The 15245-nt window shown below is 76.1% G+C and carries 12 protein-coding genes and 1 riboswitch; of the genes, 3 read left to right on the forward strand and 9 right to left on the reverse strand.

From position 1 onward, the window contains the following. Positions 1–61: 61 nt before the first annotated feature. From ABT247_RS23605 to ABT247_RS23645, 9 genes are all read right to left on the reverse strand, one after another. On the reverse strand, positions 62–940 hold the full coding sequence (locus tag ABT247_RS23605) for a LysR family transcriptional regulator (protein WP_350745347.1): 879 nt from the start codon (positions 938–940) through the stop codon (positions 62–64). A gap of 210 nt (positions 941–1150) precedes the next feature. Then, positions 1151–3994: a glycoside hydrolase family 3 C-terminal domain-containing protein gene (locus tag ABT247_RS23610; protein ID WP_350745350.1), complete on the reverse strand. Its 2844-nt coding sequence runs from the start codon at positions 3992–3994 to the stop codon at positions 1151–1153. A 474-nt stretch (positions 3995–4468) separates the two neighbouring features. Then, positions 4469–4990 (reverse strand): RICIN domain-containing protein, encoded by a 522-nt coding sequence (locus tag ABT247_RS23615; protein ID WP_350745353.1) that lies wholly within the window; start codon positions 4988–4990, stop codon positions 4469–4471. 64 nt (positions 4991–5054) lie between these two features. After that, positions 5055–5894 (reverse strand): ECF transporter S component, encoded by an 840-nt coding sequence (locus ABT247_RS23620; protein ID WP_350745356.1) that lies wholly within the window; start codon positions 5892–5894, stop codon positions 5055–5057. Continuing rightward, entirely contained in the window at positions 5891–7492 is a 1602-nt protein-coding gene (locus ABT247_RS23625; RefSeq protein WP_350745359.1) for an ABC transporter ATP-binding protein, read from the reverse strand. Before ABT247_RS23625 ends, ABT247_RS23620 begins: the two co-directional genes overlap by 4 nt. Further along, positions 7489–8595, reverse strand: a complete 1107-nt coding sequence (locus tag ABT247_RS23630) for an energy-coupling factor transporter transmembrane component T family protein (protein WP_350745362.1) — start codon at positions 8593–8595, stop codon at positions 7489–7491. The genes ABT247_RS23625 and ABT247_RS23630 overlap by 4 nt, the downstream gene beginning before the upstream one ends. Before the next feature lie 38 nt (positions 8596–8633). Further along, complete coding sequence (locus ABT247_RS23635; protein ID WP_350745365.1) at positions 8634–9374, reverse strand: SCO2322 family protein; 741 nt, start codon at positions 9372–9374, stop codon at positions 8634–8636. Further along, positions 9374–10711, reverse strand: a complete 1338-nt coding sequence (locus ABT247_RS23640; RefSeq protein WP_350745368.1) for an SCO2321 family membrane protein — start codon at positions 10709–10711, stop codon at positions 9374–9376. Before ABT247_RS23640 ends, ABT247_RS23635 begins: the two co-directional genes overlap by 1 nt. A gap of 143 nt (positions 10712–10854) precedes the next feature. Beyond that, a riboswitch (cobalamin riboswitch) is annotated at positions 10855–10906 on the reverse strand. Positions 10907–11010: 104 nt separating this feature from the next. Beyond that, entirely contained in the window at positions 11011–11610 is a 600-nt protein-coding gene (locus ABT247_RS23645; protein ID WP_350745371.1) for a TetR family transcriptional regulator, read from the reverse strand. Between the two features lie 291 nt (positions 11611–11901). Here ABT247_RS23645 and ABT247_RS23650 point away from each other — a divergent pair, with 291 nt between their 5' ends. The 3 genes from ABT247_RS23650 to ABT247_RS23660 all read left to right on the forward strand — a co-directional run bounded on the left by ABT247_RS23650 (position 11902) and on the right by ABT247_RS23660 (position 15191). Then, positions 11902–13212, forward strand: coding sequence for a glycosyltransferase family 4 protein (locus ABT247_RS23650; RefSeq protein ID WP_350745373.1), 1311 nt, complete (start codon positions 11902–11904; stop codon positions 13210–13212). A gap of 186 nt (positions 13213–13398) precedes the next feature. Then, on the forward strand, positions 13399–14133 hold the full coding sequence (locus tag ABT247_RS23655; RefSeq protein ID WP_350745376.1) for a class I SAM-dependent methyltransferase: 735 nt from the start codon (positions 13399–13401) through the stop codon (positions 14131–14133). Then, positions 14130–15191 (forward strand): prenyltransferase/squalene oxidase repeat-containing protein, encoded by a 1062-nt coding sequence (locus ABT247_RS23660; RefSeq protein WP_350745378.1) that lies wholly within the window; start codon positions 14130–14132, stop codon positions 15189–15191. Before ABT247_RS23655 ends, ABT247_RS23660 begins: the two co-directional genes overlap by 4 nt. Positions 15192–15245 lie beyond the last annotated feature (54 nt).

The following is a 15245-nucleotide window of genomic DNA, read 5'->3' on the forward strand; positions in this document are numbered from 1 at the left end:
GCGCCCCGGGGGTCCGGGGCGCGCCGTTCGGTGTCCGGGGCGGGGCCGGGCCCGCGTGCTCTCAGGCCGCGGCGGCGTGGAGGACGTCGCGCAGGCCCGGGACGGTTTCGCGGTCGGCGCGCCGGACGAGGCGGAGGCGCAGGGGCGGCGGGTCGAGGGGGAGGCGGACGAGGGTGCCGGAGACGAGGGGCTCGTGGACGGCGAAGCCGGGGAGGAGGGCGATGCCGAGGCCCTGTTCGGCGCAGGCGCGGGTGACGGTGACGCCGCCGGTGCGGACGCGTTCGACGTCGTTGCCGAGCAGGCGTTCGCCGGCCAGCCGGAAGGAGCAGGCGGGGGAGTCGACCAGGAGGCGCTGGCCGCCGAGGTCCCGGCGGGTGAGGGCGGCGGCGCGGGCCAGCGGGTGGGTGGGGGCGGCGACCAGGGCGAGCGGGACGTCCGTGAGGTCGAGGTGGTCGAGCGGGGCGGGCGGGAGGTAGAAGCCCAGCTCGCCGAGCGGCCCGGCGGCGTCCAGGATCAGTGCGGCTTCCAGGGCCCCGGCGGCGACCCCGCCGAGCAGGGCGTCCCGGGCGGTGTCGGTGTGCAGGGAGACGTCCAGGTCGGGCCGGCGTTCGGCGAGACGGGCCAGGACGGCGGGGAGGTGGGTGGCCGCGATGGTCTCCAGGGCGCCGAGCCGGACCCTGGCCCGCCCGGCCCGCACCTCGCGGCGGGCCTGGTCGGCCTGGTCGAGGAGCCTGCGGGACCACGGCAGCAGCCGCTGACCGGCCGGGGTGAGGGTCATCCCGCGCGGAGCCCGGTCGAACAGCTCGATGCCCAGGCTGCGTTCGAGCGTGCGGATCTGTTCGGAGACGGAGGACGGTGCGAGGCCGAGAGCCGCCGCCGCGGTGGTGACGGTGCGGTGGGCGGCGACGGCTTCGAAGACGCGCAACTGACGGAGTTCCACTGGTTTCCTCGGTTCCCCCGAACGGCCGTGGCGTGGGCGCGGTCATGTCGGTGCTGGGTGCTGCCGGACAGCGTACGGCGGCGTTCGGGTCATCCGAACGGTGTGGCGGGGATCCGCAGCGGAACGGGACGGCCCGACCCGGCGGAGCCGGGCCGGACCGCGGGCGGCGGCGGACCGGCGCTCAGCGGGGGCGGTTCACGAGGGCGGGGTTCACGAGGGCAGGGTCCAGCGCTGGTTGGCACCGGCGGTGCAGTCCCAGATCTGCAGCCGGGTCCAGTCGGCGCTGCTGCCGTCGCGGGCGTCCAGGCACCGGTTGGAGACGGGGTTGAGGAGGGTGCCGTCGTCGCGCGGCTGCCAGCGTTGGGCGCCCGTGCCGTTGCACTCGTACAGCTGGACGGGCGTTCCCCCGGCCGTCCAGCCGTTGGTGACGTCCAGGCACTTGCCGAACGCCCTGAGCGAGCCGTCCTGGCGGACGGACCAGTCCTGGGCGCCGGTGGAGTTGCAGTGGTAGAGCTGGACGACGGTGCCGTTCACCGTCGATGCGCGGTTGACGTCCACGCACTGCCCGGCGACGCCGGTCAGCGGGCCGCTCGGGCGGGGTGTGGACCAGTGCTGCTCGGCGGCCCCGGAGCAGTCCCGCAGCAGCAGCCGGCCGTCGGCGGCGGCGAGGCAGCGACCGGAGGCGGCGTGCAGGAACGACGTGTCCGGGCGCAGGCGCCACGTCTGGTCGGGGTCCTGGGTGCAGTCCCGCAGCCGGACGGCGGCGCCGTCGGCGTGGCCGTCCGGGGTGAGGCAGCCGTCGAGGACGCCGATGCTGCCGTCCGAGCCGACCGTGGTGTCCTGGGCGGCGGTGCCCGCGCAGCCGGCCGTCCGTACGGCCTGGTCGGGGCTCGCGGCGGCGGCCTCGGCGTCCAGGCAGGATCCGTCGGCGCCGGTGATCCGTCCGGACCACGCGGAGACGGCGGGTGAGGCCGGTACGAAGGCGGCGCCCCGCAGCTGCGGTGAGCGGGAGGAGGAGCCGACCGTCAGGCCGTACTGGCCGCCGGGGATCCGCCAGCCGTGGGTGTCCTGGTCCCAGACGGAGAAGGAGGAGCGGTCCAGCTGCAGCTCCACCCGGGTCGAACGGCCGGGTGCCAGGGTGACCTTGTCGAAGGCCTTGAGCTGCTGCGGCGGCTCGCCCGCGGTGGAGGGGAAGGCGACGTAGAGCTGCGGCACCTCGGTGCCGGTCCGGCTGCCGCGGTTGGTGAGGTCGAAGGAGACCCGCACCCGCCCGGCGGCGTCGGGGCCGGTCACGGAGAGGTTGGCGTAGTCGAAGGCGGTGTAGGAGAGGCCGTGGCCGAAGGGGAACAGCGGGGCGGTGCCGCTCGCGTCGTACCAGCGGTAGCCGACCTTGAGGCCCTCGGTGTAGTGGTAGGCGCCGTCCGTGCCGGGGTACTGGGCGGGGTCCTGGATCGGCGCGGCGCCGGCCGAGGTCGGGAAGGTGACGGGCAGCCGCCCGGCCGGGTCGGCGTCGCCGAACAGCACGTCGGCGAGCGCGGCGCCGCTCTGCTCGCCCGGGTACCAGGCCTCGACGACGGCCGGGACGGCGTCCAGCCACGGCATGGTGACCGGGCCGCCGGTGTTGAGCACCACCACGGTGTGCGGGTTGGCCTTGGCGACGGCCCGGATCAGCGCGTCGTCCGCCGGGGCGAGGTCGAGCGAGCCGCGGTCCGCGCCCTCGGTCTCCTCGTCGCCGACGACCACGACCGCCGCGTCCGCCCCGGTGGCCACGGACGCGGCCGCGCCGGGGTCGTCGCCCGGGTGGTAGCGCACGGAGACGCTCGCCCCCGCCCTGGCGGCGATGCCCTGACGGGGCGTCACCGTGTGTTCGGCGTAGGGCGTGACGTGCGAGGATCCGCCGCCGCCGGTGTAGGCCCGGTCCGCCCACGGGCCGATCACCGCGACGGACTTGAGCCGGGTGGCGTCCAGCGGCAGCACGGCCCCCTGGTTGCGCAGCAGCACCGTGCCGGCGGCGGCCGCCGCCCGGGCGTCACGTGCGCCCGCGGCCGGGTCGGAGGCGGGCGGCTGGGCGCCGTCGAGCGCCCCGGTGCGTGCCATCAGCCGCAGCACCCGCCGGACCTGGTCGTCCAGCACGGCCGGGGCCAGCCGGCCGTCGGAGACCGCGGCGGGCAGGTCGGCGAAGTAGGTGGAGCCGCCGAACTCCTGGTCCAGCCCGCCGGCGGCGGCGTTGACCGAGGAGTGGGTGGCCGGGTAGTCGGAGCCGACCACTCCGTCGAAGCCCCAGCGGCCCTTCAGCACGTCGCGCAGGAGCGGGAAGTTCTCGCAGGCCCAGATCCCGTTGACCGGGTTGTAGCCGCACATCGCCGACCAGGCCCGGCCGCTCCTGACGGCCGCCCGGAAGGCCGGCAGCTCGATCTCGGTGAGCGTCCGCTCGTCGACGTCCGAGCTATACGACTGGCGGTTGTCCTCCTGGTTGTTGGCGGCGTAGTGCTTGACCTGCGCGGCGACGTTCTGCGCCTGGATGCCGCGCACCTCGGCGGCGGCGAGCTGCCCGGCCAGGAACGGGTCCTCGCCGAGCGTCTCGAAGTTCCGCCCGCCCTGCGGGATCCGGACGATGTTCACCATCGGCCCGTACAGCACCTGGTAGCCGCGCGCCCTCGCCTCCCGGCCCAGGACGTCGCCGTAGCCGGCCGCCAGCCGGGGGTCGAAGGCGGCGGCCAGTGCCACCGGCGCCGGCAGGGCCGTCGCGGGCTGGCCGTCCCGGATGCCGGCCGGGCCGTCGGACAGCAGCAGCGGCGGGATGCCGAGCCGGGGGACCCCTCGGACGTAACCGACGGAGTGCACGCCGTCCGGTGCGTCGAGGCCGCGCAGCAGGGTGACCTTCTCGTCGGTGGTGAGCTGGGCGAGGAGGGATTCGATGCGTTGCTCCTGGGAGGAGTTCGCCTGGGGGAGTGGTGCGGCTTCGGCGCTGCCGGCGCCGGTCGCGGCGGCCAGGAGGCAGCCGCCGAGTCCGAGCCGGAGGATTCGCGCCCACAGGGGAGTGCGTCGGGTCATGGCAACCACCGATCGACGGAGTCGGAAGGGAACCGAGCCGGGCGGGCGTGGGGCCCGTCTTCGCACCCCCGTCGTCCCCGGGGGGCGGGCGGGGCGGCATGGGGGTGCGTGCATCGCGAGGCGGAGGACGGAGGCACCTCCCGACCGGAGGCCGGGGAGGAGTCCGTGCGGTGGGGGGGAGAAGGACCTCCGGCGGGGGGCACCTGCCGGCCGAAGGCTGGGGGCCATCGGCGATCGACGGCAGCGCGACGGGACGCGTGCCTTGGGGGTACCTCCCGGCCGAGGGCGGGGGGCGCCGCCCCGCAGGCGCGGGTCCGAAGACGGGCCCTGGGGGTGACGGTCCGTCAAATCTACGGCGAATTGTCACTGGACGGCAGATGGCCTGCCAGGGCGTGTCGTGGGCATTCGGAGCGCGCGGGGCTTGCGCGGGCGCGTTCGGCGGCGGAGAGGGACGGCTGCGGGCGCCGGGGGTGCTCAGAGCGTGTCGCGGACCTCGATGGCGCCGTCGTCGAGGACGAAGGCCTGGTCGGGGTCGGCCGGTCCGCAGGTGGCCAGGAAGACGGCGTCGCCGTCGTCCCTCGCCGGGCCGACGTCGACGCACATCTCGTCCGCGGTGCCGACGGTGCGCTGGAGGACGAAGGAACCCTCGCGCAGCAGCCAGGTCTGGTTGGCGCGGCCGGCCCGGGAGCGCTCGCAGGACCAGATCCGCACGTCGTCGCCGTTCTCGCCGGTGTAGTCGACGTCGAGGCACATCTCCCGTGCGGTGCCGACGGTGTCGGTGACCTTCACCCGGCCGCCGTCGAGGGTGAAGCGCTGGCCGGCGGTGCCCAGGCACGGCCGGACCCGGAGGGGGTCCGCGTCGTGGCGGGTGTCACCGACGCCGAGGCAGCGGGCCCTGCGGGGTGGTGCGGAGGCGGCGGCCGCGGCGGGGGCGGCCAGGGCGGCGACGAGGACGAGGGCGGTGGCCGTGGCGGTGCGGGTCGGGGTTCGGGTCACGGTCGTGATGATCGTGGAGGAACCGGAGGGGTGGCGGTGTCCGGCGCGGCCGGGAGCCGGTGGTTCACCCGGCTGGCGGCGGACGGAAGTCGACGGGGGCGTCGAAGGCCGCGCGCCGCGTGGCGCGGCGCAGGGCCCGCAGGACGGGGGTGCCGAGGGTGAGGCAGAGCACGACCGTGAGGGCGGCGCGCGGCAGGTCCCAACCCAGTGACGTGGTCAGGCAGTAGGCGGCGAAGCGCACCAGGTTGGCCGGCAGCGGATCGCCGGGGACGAAGGAGACGGAGCTGGAGAGGCCCGCGATGTAGGGCCAGCCCTGGAGGTTCATGACGGTGCCGTACAGGACGGCGGAGACGGCGCCGTAGACCGCCAGGAGCAGGAGTTCGCGGCGCCCGCGCAGGGCGGCGGCGCCCGGCAGCAGCCCCGATCCGAGGCAGACCCAGCCCATGGCGAGCATCTGGAACGGCAGCCACGGCCCGACCCCGCCGGTCAGCAGCGCGGAGGCGAACATCGACAGGGAGCCCAGCACGAAGCCGAAGCCGGGGCCGAGGACGCGGCCGGAGAGGACCATCAGGAAGAACATCGGCTCCAGCCCCGCCGTCCCCGCGCCCAGCGGTCGCAGCGCGGCGCCCGCCGCCGCCAGCACCCCCAGCAGCGCGACGGACTTGGCGTCCAGCCCCGGCGCCCCGCCGCCCGCCGAGCGGCCCTCGGAGATCTGGGCGACCACGACGGCGAGCAGCAGCGGGAGCAGCAGGGCGAACAGCCACGGGGCGTCGGCGGAGTGCCCGACCAGCGCCGAGCCGGTGGAGGCGAGCAGCGGCCAGCCGAAGGCCGCCACACCGACGGCGGACACCAGCAGCAGGGCGGCGGTGGACCGGCGGCCGAGCGGGACGGGACGGCCGTTCATGCGCTCAAAGCCTCCGCGACCTGCCGGACGGTGAGCCACGGCCCCGGTGCCAGCACCTTGGCGACCTGCGGCGCGAACGCCGGGGAGGAGACCACCACCTCCGCCGTCGGGCCGTCCGCGACGATCTCGCCCTCGGCCAGGATCACCGTCCGGTGGGCCAGTTCGGCGGCCAGCTCGACGTCGTGGGTGGCCAGCAGCACGGCGTGGCCCTCGTCCGCGAGGTCGCGCAGGATCTCCACCAGCCGGGCCTTGGCCGCGTAGTCCAGGCCGCGGGTCGGCTCGTCCAGCAGCAGCAGCGGGGGCCGGGCGGTGAGGACGACGGCGAGGGCGAGGGCCAGGCGCTGGCCCTCGGAGAGGTCGCGCGGGTGGGCGGTGTCGGCGACGCCGGGCAGCAGGCGCTCGACCAGGGCGCGGCAGGTGCCGGGGCCGGCGCCCGCGTCGGCGTCCGCGGCCGCGCACTCGGCGGCGACGCTCTCGCCGTACAGCAGGTCGCGCGGGTCCTGGGGGACCAGGCCAACCCGGCGGATCAGTTCGGCGGGACGGGTGCGGTGCGGGATGCGGCCGCCGACGGTGACGCTGCCGGAGGCGGGGGCGTGCAGGCCGACCAGGCTGCCGAGCAGGGTGGACTTGCCGGCGCCGTTGCGGCCCATCAGGGCGGTGATCCCACCCGGGCGCAGCGAGAGATCCACGCCGCGCAGGGCCTGGACGGGGCCGCGTCGGACGGCGAGGCGGTCGGCGACGGCGACGGGCGCGCCGGCCGGGGCGCCGGCCGGGGCGGGAGCCCGGCCGTCCAGCTCGGCGCGCAGCGGGGCGGCCTTGCGGCGCGCGTCGCGGACGGACAGCGGCAGCGGACGCCAGCCGGCGAGCCGGCCGAGGCCGACCACCGGCGGGTGCACCGGGGAGTGCGCCATCACCTCGGCGGGCCCACCCAGCACCGGGGCCGCCCCCGGGCTCAGCAGCAGCACCTGGTCGGCGTACTGGACGACCCGCTCCAGCCGGTGCTCGGCCATCAGCACGGTGGTGCCGAGGTCGTGCACCAGCCGTTGGAGGACGGCGAGCACCTCCTCGGCGGCGCCCGGGTCGAGCGCCGAGGTGGGTTCGTCCAGGACCAGCACGCGCGGGTGCACGGTGAGCACCGAGCCGATCGCGACGCGCTGCTGCTGGCCGCCGGAGAGCGAGCCCAGCGCGCGGTCGCGCAGGTCGGCGAGGCCGAGCAGGTCGAGGGTCTCCTCGACCCGGCGCCGCATGACGTCGCCCGGCAGGCCCAGGGACTCCATGCCGTACGCGAGTTCCTCCTCCACGGTGTCGGTGACGAACCGCGCCGCCGGGTCCTGGCCCACCGTGCCGACCAGGTCGGCGAGGTCGCGCGGGCGGTGCTCGCGGGTGTCCCGGCCGCCGACGGTGACCCGGCCGTGCAGCACACCGCCGGTGAAGTGCGGCACCAGGCCGCTGACCGTGCCCAGCAGGGTGGACTTGCCGGAGCCCGACGGGCCCACCAGCAGGCAGAGTTCGCCCTCGGGGACGGTGAGGTCGACGTCGCTCAGGGCCGGGCCGGCGGAGTCCGCGTACCGGACGGAGACCTGCTCGAAGGTGATCACGATGCCCTCCGGGGCGGGGTCGGGGTGGCGAACGCCGGTACCAGGCCGAGGAGTGCGGTCAGCACGGCGGCCAGTGGCACCGCGGGGACGGTCGGCGGGACGACGGTGGGGGCGAAGGCGGCCGGGTCGTGGCCGGCCAGGTAGGTGGTGAGGGCCGCGACGGCGGCGCCCGAGCCCGCCGTCAGCCACTCGGGCAGGGCCCAGGGGTCGGGCCGGTAACGGCTCCTGACGGAGCGTCGGTTGCCGAGCAGCAGCCCAGCGAAGGCGGCGGCCAGGCCGAGCAGCAGCACCGGCGGCGCCCAGCCGGCGCCGCCGGCGGTCAGCAGCCCGTACGCGGCCAGGCAGACCCCGAGCAGTCCGGTCAGGGTGAGCGCGGCGGTCGCCCTGGCGAGCGGGCGGGGGACGTCGGCGGTGCGGCCGAAACCCCGGGTGTCCATCGCCGCCGCCAGCGCGATGGACCGCTCCAGCGCGCCCTCCAGGACGGGCAGTCCGACGCTCAGTACGGCCGCGACGCCCTTGTCCGCACGGCCGCGCAGGCGCCGGGCGGCGCGCAGCCGGCGGACGTCGGCGACCAGGTTCGGCGCGAAGGTCATCGCCACCACCACGGCCACGCCCGCCTCGTAGAGCGCACCGGGCAGGGCGCGCAGCAGACGGGCCGGGCTGGCCAGGGAGTTGGCGGCGCCGACGCAGATCAGCAGGGTGGCCAGGCGCAGCCCGTCGTACAGCGCCGCGAGCAGGCCCTCGACGGTGACCCGCCCGCCGATCCGCACCCCCTGCGCCCAGGCGGGCAGCGGCACTTCGGGCAGGGTGAACAGCACGTGGGTGCCGGGGATCGGCGAGCCGAGCAGGACGGCGAAGGCCAGGCGGATGCCGAGCACCAGCAGGCCGAGCCGCAGGAACGCCCCGTACGAGCGGGACCAGGGCGCATCGCCGCGCCGCGCCGCGACCACGTACCCGGCCGTCGCGGCGAGCAGCAGCAGGATCGCCGGGTTGGTGGTGCGGGTCGCCGCCGCGCCGAGCCCGAGCGCCCACAGCCACCAGGCCCCCGGGTGCAGTTGGCGGGGGCCGGTGGGCGGTCGGGTGCGACGGGCGGTGCTGCTCACGGATCGGTCCTGGGTGAGGGGGTGGAGGCGCGGTCGGGTCAGGGGGTGCGGCGGCGGCGCACCTGCCAGGCGGCGCCGCCGGCGAGGACGGCGACCAGCGCGCCCCCGGTGATCAGGCCGACGTCCGGGCCGCCGCCGTGCTGCGGGGTCGGCGCCGGGCCGCCGGCCGGCTGCGCGGCGGCCGCGCCCAGCTGCTCGGCGCACCCCGCCGCCGGGTAGCCGGCGATGGCGCACAGCAGGCCGTTGGTGTCGTAGCGCAGCGGCGGGGCGACGGCGGCCAGCACCTCGGCCGAGGTGGCGCGCGGCGCGGCGACGGCGCAGGCCGTCCGCTGCTGCGGGGGCTGTGCGGCGGGCGCGCCGGCGTCCTCGGCGGTCCCGAAGTCCAGCACGACGGCCACCCGTTTGCGGCCGTCCTGGGCAGGGGTGCCGGCGCAGACCTCCTCGAAGCGCGCCCGATCGCGGGGCCTGGCGGCGTCCTGCCCGCCGTCGGGGCTGACGGCGAAGCGCCATCCGTCGACCGCCCCGTCCGGCGGCACGGCGATCGCGGGCCCCTGCTGCTGGTACGTCCAGGCGCCGCCGTCGGCTCCGCGCCAGAAGGACCAGTAGCGGTACCCGCCGGCGGCCCGGGCGGGCGTGGCGGCGTGGACGAGCAGCAGCAGCGCGCCGGACAGGGCGAGCAGGGCGGTGGTGCGGGTCCGGCGTCCGCGGGCCGTCCCCCCGTTCCCCGGGCGGGCGGGGCAGGCACCGCCCGCCGGGGCGTCGTGGACTGCCGGCCGCATCAAAGGTTGGGGTTGCGCTTGCGCTGGAGGCTGAGCAGCAGGCCGCCGCCGATCCCGACGAGGAGGCCGACGATGATCAGCCAGAGCTGGCCGAAGCCGCTGTCCTTCTTCGCCGCCGGGGTGGCCTCGGCGGTGGCGGCGCCGGCCTTGGGGGCCGGACCGAGGGCGGTGAGCTGCCCGGTGAGGTCGGCGGTGCTGCGGTGCGCGGCCTCGGAGACCAGCAGGAGGGTGGCGGTGGCGGCGGCGTCGGTGCCGTTCTTGGTCCAGGTGGCGCCCTGGCCCTCCAGCCAGTCGACGGCATCGGAGGCCTGCTCGGGGTGGCCGCTCTGGACGAGGGCGAGCGCCGCCCAGGCGGTGGCGGCGTAGTCGGGCTTCGGCTCGGCGCCGGGAGCGGCGACGGAGAGGTGTTCGCTGCCCGCCGTGAGCTGAGCGGTGAGGTAGGCGCTGACCGCCTCGCCTGCCTCGGCGTGCGGGATGGTGGCGGGCGCGGAGCCGTCGGTGCAGGCCAGGGCCGTGGGCGTCGCGTCGGCGCGCACCGAGGTGGTGACCGGCAGGTGCCCGCCGGCGGCGGCGAGCGCGGCCTGGGCACTGGCCAGGGTGTTGGGGGCCAGGGCGCCGCCGGCCGGGTCCGGCTGGAAGGCGAAGGCGCCGCGCTGGTCGGCGGGGGCGGTGCAGCCGAGCTGGAAGAGGGCGAGGCCGTCGAAGGCGTTCTTGCCGGCCGCGCCGCCCTTGCCCGCCTTGGCGACGCTCGCCGGGTCGGTCCTGGCCGCGAACAGCGCGTTGACCGCGAGCCCGGTGGAGTTGGCGTCGCCCGGGTTGCCGGGGTTGTAGGGCCAGCTGCCGTCGGGGTTCTGGTTGGCCTTGAGCCACTGCACGCCCTTGTCGACGGCGCCCTGGTGCCCGCCGAGGGCCACCAGCGCCTGGATGGCGACGGCGGTGGCGTTGCTGTCCTCGGTCTTGGCGTCGCAGGCCGCGCCGGCCGCCCGGTACGAGGGCCAGCCGCCGTCCTCGCACTGCTGCCCGGTGAGCCACGCCACGGCGGAGTCGGCCGGGGTGACCTTGGCCGCGGACAGGGCGCTCAGCGCCAGGGACTGCCGCCAGACGCCGTCGTACGTCGGGTCGCTCTTGCCGTAGAGGCCGTCCGGGAGGACCGGGGCGGCCGCACTCGACGGCGCGGCCGGAGCCGTCGGACTGCCCTGGGCGCCCGCACTCGACGGCGCGGCCGGGCTGCCGGGGGCCGCGGGCGCGGGGCTGTCGGCGAGGGCCGGTCCGGCGGCGACGCCGGAGAGCAGCGCGGCGGACAGGGCGGCGGCGCCCAGTCGGGCGGCGTTCAGCATGGTGGGGTCGTGCCTTTCGGTGAGCGGTGGTGGCCCGGTTGGGGGCCGTTCCGTAGTCCTCGACGGGTGCCGGGCGCGGGCGTCCGGGCTGGCCGCTCGCCCCTCCGACCGGGTGCTCCGACTCGTCCGGGGCCGAGCGGTGCGGCGTCCGGGCTCACGGTTGCGGGGTCAGCGCCGGATTCGCACCGGCTTCCCCCGGGGGGAGGAGCGGGATGGAGTTGTGTCGCCCGTCGACTCTAGCCGCCGGCCCGGTGCGGGCGAGCGGGTGGCGGCAGGAACAGGTTCCAGTCGCGGGCCGCTCAGGTCAGCGTCAGCAGCCGCGCGGCGGTGTGCAGGTCCGCCCGCACCTCGGCGATCGAGGCGCGCCCGGAGAGCCAGGCGACCAGGGCCGAGTGCCAGGTGTGCTCGATCACCCGGACGGCCGCCCGCTGGGCGTCGCTGGGCGGCGCGGACTGGCCGATCGCGTCCAGGATGAGCTGCCCGGTGACCGCGCTGATCCGGTCCACCTCGGTGCCGACCGAGCGGTCGGCGAAGCACATCGAGCGGACCATCGCCTCGGCCAGCAGCGGCTCGCGCTGCAGCGCGTGGAAGGCCCGGGTGAGCGCGTCGGCGACCCGCAGGGCCGGCTCCCGGTCGGTCGGCGGGTGCCGCCGGATGTGCTCCTGGAGGCCCTGCAACTGCTCCAGCATGACCGCGACCAGCAGGTGGACCTTGGACGGGAAGTACCGGTACAGCGTGCCGAGGGCGACCTGCGCGCTCTCCGCGACCTCCCGCATCTGCACCGCCTCGTACCCGCCGCGGGCGGCCAGGGCGGTGGCGGCCCGCAGGATCCGGCGGCGCCGTTCGGCCTGCCGCGCGGTCAGCGGCGGCTCGCCGGCGGGCGCGGGGGTGGGGCTCACGGACGTGGTCGGCGACGGCAAGTGTGCTCCCGGGGGCGCGTGGGTGGCGGCGTGCTCCAGAAGGCCGACGCGACGTCGACCCGAGGCCGACCGGGGTCGACCGCGGCCGGTCGGGCCGGCGTGGCGGGAATCACCAGCCCTGGCTCCTGAGCGAAAGCTACGGGCCGGTATCTTCGAGGTCTCTCATTGTTCACACGGTCGCTGTCGAGTTCCACAGCCACTGAAACCTGATCTACTTTAGCGACCGGCAGCACCAGTAGCACCGATAGCAGCCAGAGATGAGGGCCCAGGATGACCGCGCACCCGCTGCGGATTGCCCTGCTGTCATACCGCGGGGACCCGTTCTGCGGCGGCCAGGGCGTGTACGTACGGCACCTCTCCCGGGAGCTGGCCCGACTCGGCCACCACGTGGACGTGATCGGCGCCCAGCCCTACCCCGTGCTGGACGAGGTCGAGGGGCCCGGCTCGGTACGGCTGGTCGAGCTGCCCAGCCTGGACCTCTACCGCGCCGACGACCCGTTCCGCACGCCCGGGCTCGGCGAGTTCCGCGGGCCGGTGGACCTGCTGGAGTTCGCCACCATGCGCACCGGCGGCTTCCCGGAGCCGCTCACCTTCTCGCTGCGCGCCCGGCAGTACCTGGCCCGCCACAAGGGCCGCTACGACGTGGTGCACGACAACCAGACCCTCGGCTACGGCCTGCTCGGCCTGGCCCGACACGGCTTCCCGCTGGTCACCACGATCCACCACCCGATCACCGTGGACCGCCGGTTGGAGCTGGACGCGGCCGCCACCCGGCTGAAGCGGCTGTCGCTGCGCCGCTGGTACGCCTTCACCCGGATGCAGCGCAGGGTCGCCGCCCGGCTGGACCACGTGATCACCGTCTCCGGCACCTCGCAGCGCGAGATCGCCGAGCACCTGGGCGCCGCCCCCGGCGCGATCTCGGTGGTCCCGATCGGCGCGGACACCCGGCTCTGGTCGCCCTCGGCGCAGGTCGAGCGGGTCCCCGGCCGGATCGTCACCACCTCCAGCGCGGACGTGCCGCTCAAGGGGCTGGTCTTCCTGGTCGAGGCGCTGGCCAAGGTCCGCACCGAGCGGGAGGCGCACCTGGTGGTGGTCGGCAAGCCGCAGAAGGACGAGGGGCCGGTGGCCGAGGCGGTGCGCCGCTTCGGGCTGGCGGAGCACATCGAGTTCCGCACCGGCCTGAGCGACCGGGAGCTGGTCGACCTGTACCGGTCGGCCGAGGTCGCCTGCGTGCCGTCGCTGTACGAGGGCTTCTCGCTGCCCGCCGCCGAGGCGATGGCCACCGGCACCCCGCTGGTCGCCACCACCGGCGGTGCGATCCCCGAGGTGGCCGGGCCGGACGGGGAGACCTGTCTGGCCGTGCCGCCGGGGGAGGCGGACGCGCTGGCCGCCGCGCTCGGCCGGCTGCTGGACGACCCGCGGCTGCGCGCCGAACTCGGCGCGGCCGGGCGGGAACGGGTGCTGGCCCGGTTCACCTGGGAGCGGGCCGCCGAACTGACCGCCGAGGCGTACCGCGCGGCGATCGCCACTGGCGCCGGCGCCCGGGCCCGCTCCGGGCCCGGCTGGCGGTACGTGCCCTGAGCGGCGCGCCCGGTCGGCGCGACCCGGGCGGCCGCCCCGGGGCGTGCCCCGGTGGCGGGTCCCGAGTGACGTGCCCCGGGCGGCGTGTTCGAGCGACGTGCTTCCGGGCAACCCGCCCCGGGAGCCGGGAAGTGGTCTGACGAAGCGTCAAGGATGCTTGGTAGCAATAGGAATGGGAGCCCTGCAGTGCTGACCGTCGATTTCTCGCGCTTCCCGCTCGCCGCCGGCGACCGGGTGCTCGACCTGGGCTGCGGCGGGGGCCGGCACGCGTTCGAGTGCTACCGCCGCGGCGCCGACGTGATCGCCCTCGACCAGAACGCCGAGGAGATCGCCGAGGTGCGGAAGTGGTTCGCCGCGATGGAGCAGGCCGGTGAGGCCCCCGAGGGCGCGTCGGCGGTCGCGATGGAGGGCAACGCGCTGGCGCTGCCGTTCGAGGACGAGTACTTCGACAAGATCATCATCTCCGAGGTGATGGAGCACATACCCGATGACAAGGGCGTGCTGAACGAGATGTTCCGCGTCCTCAAGCCGGGCGGCCTGCTCGCCGTCACCGTGCCGCGCTGGCTGCCGGAGAAGATCTGCTGGGCGCTGTCCGACGAGTACCACGAGGTCGAGGGCGGCCACATCCGGATCTACCGGGGCGACGAACTGCTCGGCAAGCTCAGGGACGCGGGCCTGGAGCCGTACGGCACCCACCACGCGCACGCCCTCCACTCGCCGTACTGGTGGATCAAGTGCGCGGTCGGCGTGGACAACGACAAGGCGCTGCCGGTCAAGGCGTACCACCAGCTGCTCGTCTGGGACATCGTCGGCACCCCGGTGATCAGCAGCCTCACCAGGGCCGCCGAGAAGGCGCTCAACCCGCTCATCGGCAAGAGCTTCGTCGCCTACGCGTCCAAGCCGCAGCGGGCGAAGGCATGACCGCCGCCGTCCCCGAGGTGCTGCTGCTCGACGGGGTGCTGGACGCCGAACAGGCGGCCGGCACCGTCCGCAGCATCCTGGCCGAACAGCGCGCCGACGGTGCCATCCCCTGGTTCGCGGGCCACCACCTCGACCCCTGGGACCACACCGAGGCCGCGATGGCCCTCGACACCGCCGGCGAGCACGCCGCCGCCGAGGCCGCCTACCGCTGGCTCGCCGCCCGGCAGAACCCGGACGGCTCGTGGTACGCCGCGTACACCGACGGCGAGGTCACCGACCGCGCCAAGGAGAGCAACTTCTGCGCGTACATCGCGGTCGGGGTCTGGCACCACCACCTCAGCACCGGCGACGACGCCTTCCTCGAGTGGATCTGGCCGGTGGTCCGGCGGGCCCTGGACTTCATCGTCGGCCTGCGGCTGCCCGGCGGGCCGATCGCCTGGCGGGTCGCCGAGGACGGCACCGCCACCGAGGAGGCGCTGCTGACCGGCTCCTCCAGCATCCTGCACGCGCTGCGCTGCGGCCTGGCCATCGCCGACTACCTGGAGGAGCCCCAGCCCGACTGGGAGCTCGCGACCGGGCGGCTGCGGCACGCCGTCGCCCACCACCCCGAGCGGTTCCTCGACAAGGACCGCTACTCGATGGACTGGTACTACCCGGTGCTCGGCACCGGCCTGCGCGGCGACGCCGCGGTGGCCCGGATCGAGCGGGACTGGGACCGCTTCGTCGTCCCCGGCCTCGGCGTGCGCTGCGTCAGCGACCGGCCCTGGGTGACCGGCGGGGAGAGTGCCGAACTCGCCCTCGCGCTCTGGGCGATCGGGCAGTCCGACCGCGCCGTGGAGATCCTGCGCTGGATCCAGAAGCACCTGCGGCACGAGGACGGCTCCTACTGGACCGGGTACGTGTTCGAGGACGACGCGATCTGGCCCGAGGAGCGCACCACCTGGACGGCCGGGGCGCTGCTGCTCGCGGTGGCCGCGCTCGGCGGCGACCCGGCGACGGTCGCCGTGTTCGGCGGGGACCAGCTGCCCGCCGGGCTGGTGGTCCAGGACTGCTGCTGACCGCGGGCACACCAGAAGGGGCGGGACCGGGGCACCCGAGCCCCCCCCGCCGTC

It is taken from the genome of Kitasatospora sp. NPDC001539, assembly GCF_040298565.1.
Lineage (GTDB): Bacteria > Actinomycetota > Actinomycetes > Streptomycetales > Streptomycetaceae > Kitasatospora.

What these genes read in the sequence shown, in the direction of transcription:
- ABT247_RS23635 (WP_350745365.1), bottom strand. Translation starts at nt 9,374, where the DNA reads ATGCGGCCGGCAGTCCACGACGCCCCGGCGGGCGGTGCCTGCCCCGCC.
- ABT247_RS23650 (WP_350745373.1), top strand. Translation starts at nt 11,902, where the DNA reads ATGACCGCGCACCCGCTGCGGATTGCCCTGCTGTCATACCGCGGGGAC.
- ABT247_RS23660 (WP_350745378.1), top strand. Translation starts at nt 14,130, where the DNA reads ATGACCGCCGCCGTCCCCGAGGTGCTGCTGCTCGACGGGGTGCTGGAC.
- ABT247_RS23640 (WP_350745368.1), bottom strand. Translation starts at nt 10,711, where the DNA reads ATGCTGAACGCCGCCCGACTGGGCGCCGCCGCCCTGTCCGCCGCGCTG.
- ABT247_RS23610 (WP_350745350.1), bottom strand. Translation starts at nt 3,994, where the DNA reads ATGACCCGACGCACTCCCCTGTGGGCGCGAATCCTCCGGCTCGGACTC.
- ABT247_RS23620 (WP_350745356.1), bottom strand. Translation starts at nt 5,894, where the DNA reads ATGAACGGCCGTCCCGTCCCGCTCGGCCGCCGGTCCACCGCCGCCCTG.